The organism is Streptomyces sp. NPDC045701, from assembly GCF_056432045.1.
Window position 1 is genome coordinate 1 of record NZ_JBWKJV010000159.1, and the last position, 2,665, is coordinate 2,665.

The following is a 2,665-nucleotide window of genomic DNA, read 5'->3' on the forward strand; positions in this document are numbered from 1 at the left end:
GCCACAAAGCGGCAGCAGCCTGATAGCCACACCCGATACCCCTGGGCGTCCCCACCCTACGAATGGGAGGACCAACCCGTCCAAAAAGGTAGAGCGGCTTGACTTCTTAAGCACGTGAGATGTCTTTCAAAACCGGGTTTTGAAACCGACACGCCGTGGGTGCCTCACTCGGGCGGTACGTGGCATCCTGTCCAGGTCCGCTAGTACCGACCCAAGCCGGGCCGGGAAGCATACGGAGCATCAGGAGCACCACTCATGGCACGGATTACCGCGCTCATCAACCGCAAGGGTGGAGTCGGCAAGTCGACTCTCACCGTGAACACTGCGGCCATCACCGCTCATGTCCTGGGCGAATCCCCGGAACGCGACCCCCACTACGTCGCCGCCGTCTCCGCTGACCCTCAGGGATCCACCACGTGGTGGTCGGAGCGAGTCGGCCAGGACCTGCCCTTCTCCTTCGAGCAGATCAACTCCAAGGACGACCTGGAACTGTTCTCCGCGTTGAAGAGGTCCCGCAAGGTCAAGCACGCCTTCATCGACACTCCCGGCTGGATGGACCTGCCTGAGGACGAGAAGGAAGAAGCCGGCGACCCGTTCGGCAAGAGCACTGCCGCCGACGCCATGCGCGCCGTGCTGGCCAACGCCGACGACATCATCGTGCCCGTGGAGCCGGAACCCCTCGGCTTCATGCCGACCCGCGACACCATCGAGGAAGTGGTCAAGCCCCTCGGGATCCCCTACCTGGTTGTCATCAACAACTGGGACCCGCGCGACGGCGAAGCCGATCTCGATCAGACCAAGGACTTCGTCCGCGCCCAGGGGTGGAACCTCGCCAACACTGTGGTTCGCCACTACAAGGTCCACACCCGGGCGGCACTCGAAGGCACCGTCGTCACCCAGTACAAGAAAAACCGGGTCGCCATGGAAGCCCGCGAAGACTTCTACCAGCTCGCTCTCGAGCTGGGCGCGGGGAAGAAGGGGGCGCGCTGATGGCACCGAAGAAGCCCTGGGCCGACCTGCTCGAAGGCCCCGGCAAGCCGGGGGCCAAGGGCGCAACCGTCCCCGAGCCGTCTAAGACGGAAACGCAGCCGACCACCGTGTACATGCACACGATCGTCGGCAGCCCCGAGAACCCGCGCACCGAAGCGGATTACACCGACCTCGACGCCGATTTCCGAGAGCTCAAGGCGTCGATGAAGTCGGTCGGGCAGCTGCAGCCGGCCGTCGCTATGTCCCGCGAGGCGTTCCTCCGGGTCAAGCCCGAGCACGGCGCCCGTCTCGGCGATGCCCAGTGGGTCGTCATCCTCGGCAACCGCCGTTTCCACGCGGCGAAGCAGCTCGGCTGGACGAAGTTCGAAATCCGTGTCCGGGACCGCCTCGGCAAGGAGGACGACGACAAGGTCGACGAAGCCGTCGTCATCGAGAACATCCACCGCAAGAGCATCCCTCCCTACAAGGAGGCCGAGTTCCTGCAGCGGATGGTGGAGCGCCACGGCTCCCAGGAGAAGGTCGCAGAGCGCATCGGCAAGTCGCAGATGTACGTCTCCAACCGCCTTGCCCTGCTCAACCTCGCACCCGAGCTCAGGGACGTTGTCGACACCAAGCAGATCAAGGTGAAGACCGCCGAGAAGATCGCCAAGATCCAGGACCCCGAGGAGCAGAAGGCGATCGCGGCCGAGGAGATCCGCAAGGCGAAGGAGCCGAAGGTCCCGCGGAAGCGCGGTACCTCCCCGAAGCCGACGCTGGTTCAAAACCCGGTTTTGGACTCCGGCAGCGAGCCCGCCCCGAGGAGCGGGGGAGCGGTCATCACCGTCTCCGAGCCGAGCAAGCCCCCGGTCGCAGTTCCCGAGCCGCGGACCATAGCACCCCCCGAGAGCGATGCGGTCGAGATCCCGTTGCATGATGGGGCAGCGCTCATGGACGTCGCCTTCGACAAGCTGGATCCCGCCCAGCGTAGTGCGTTCATCCTGCGCTACTTCCAGCGAAGCAGCGGAGTCGAAGCCGTCATCGCCGACATGCGCGGCAACCTCGACCCGCAGGCCCGCGCTTCACTCGCCGCCATCCTCCAGCGCGTCTCAGCAGGCCTGCTCCAGGAAGCGTAGCCGACGGCTAAGGACCCTGCCCTCACTGAGCGGAGGGCAGGGTCCTTCGCACATCCAGACCCGCAGCTCAGAGGACCGCTCAGGCGTCGGCTCGCAACCAGCCTGGGTTCGTCCGCCTGCTCACTCCGGACAGGGCTTGGAGACGGGTCGGTCCCAGCACACAAAGATGCTCCGCCAGCTCGGTACGGCTCAGGCAGGGACACCTTCGCCCGCTGAGCCCGCTACAGCAGCTCCTCGGCCGACACCGCCTAAGCCCGAGGCGTCTGCGGGACAGTGGCGTCCTTCCAAGCAACCTCAAACGCCCAAGCTCCGGCCCACCCTCACCGCCACTCCCCGTGAAGGAGACGGCGCACGTCCGGCGCAGCAGATCTGCGCCGAGCTCAGGAGAGCGCAGAACTCCTCCGGATACCGGCACAGCACTGAGGTTTTCTCAGCGAAATGATCTCGCGGCTGCTTGGACGTGAAGCTGGCTGCGGGCAGACGTGAAGCCCCTGGTAGGACAGGTCTCTCACAAGACCGCCTGTTCACCGGGGGCTTCACGTTGGTCACCTATGCTGCCATGC

The 2,665-nt window shown here is 65.3% G+C and carries 2 protein-coding genes; both read left to right on the plus strand.

All coding sequences use genetic code 11. The features are described 5' to 3' along the window. Positions 1–255: 255 nt before the first annotated feature. Complete coding sequence (locus AC07DW_RS34030; protein WP_478861466.1) at positions 256–990, plus strand: ParA family protein; 735 nt, start codon at positions 256–258, stop codon at positions 988–990. Further along, complete coding sequence (locus tag AC07DW_RS34035; RefSeq protein ID WP_478861467.1) at positions 990–2,102, plus strand: ParB/RepB/Spo0J family partition protein; 1,113 nt, start codon at positions 990–992, stop codon at positions 2,100–2,102. Before AC07DW_RS34030 ends, AC07DW_RS34035 begins: the two co-directional genes overlap by 1 nt. Positions 2,103–2,665 lie beyond the last annotated feature (563 nt).

Excerpts from the sequence above, each read along its gene's own strand:
- AC07DW_RS34030 (WP_478861466.1), top strand. The coding sequence starts at position 256 with ATGGCACGGATTACCGCGCTCATCAACCGCAAGGGTGGAGTCGGCAAG.
- AC07DW_RS34035 (WP_478861467.1), top strand. The coding sequence starts at position 990 with ATGGCACCGAAGAAGCCCTGGGCCGACCTGCTCGAAGGCCCCGGCAAG.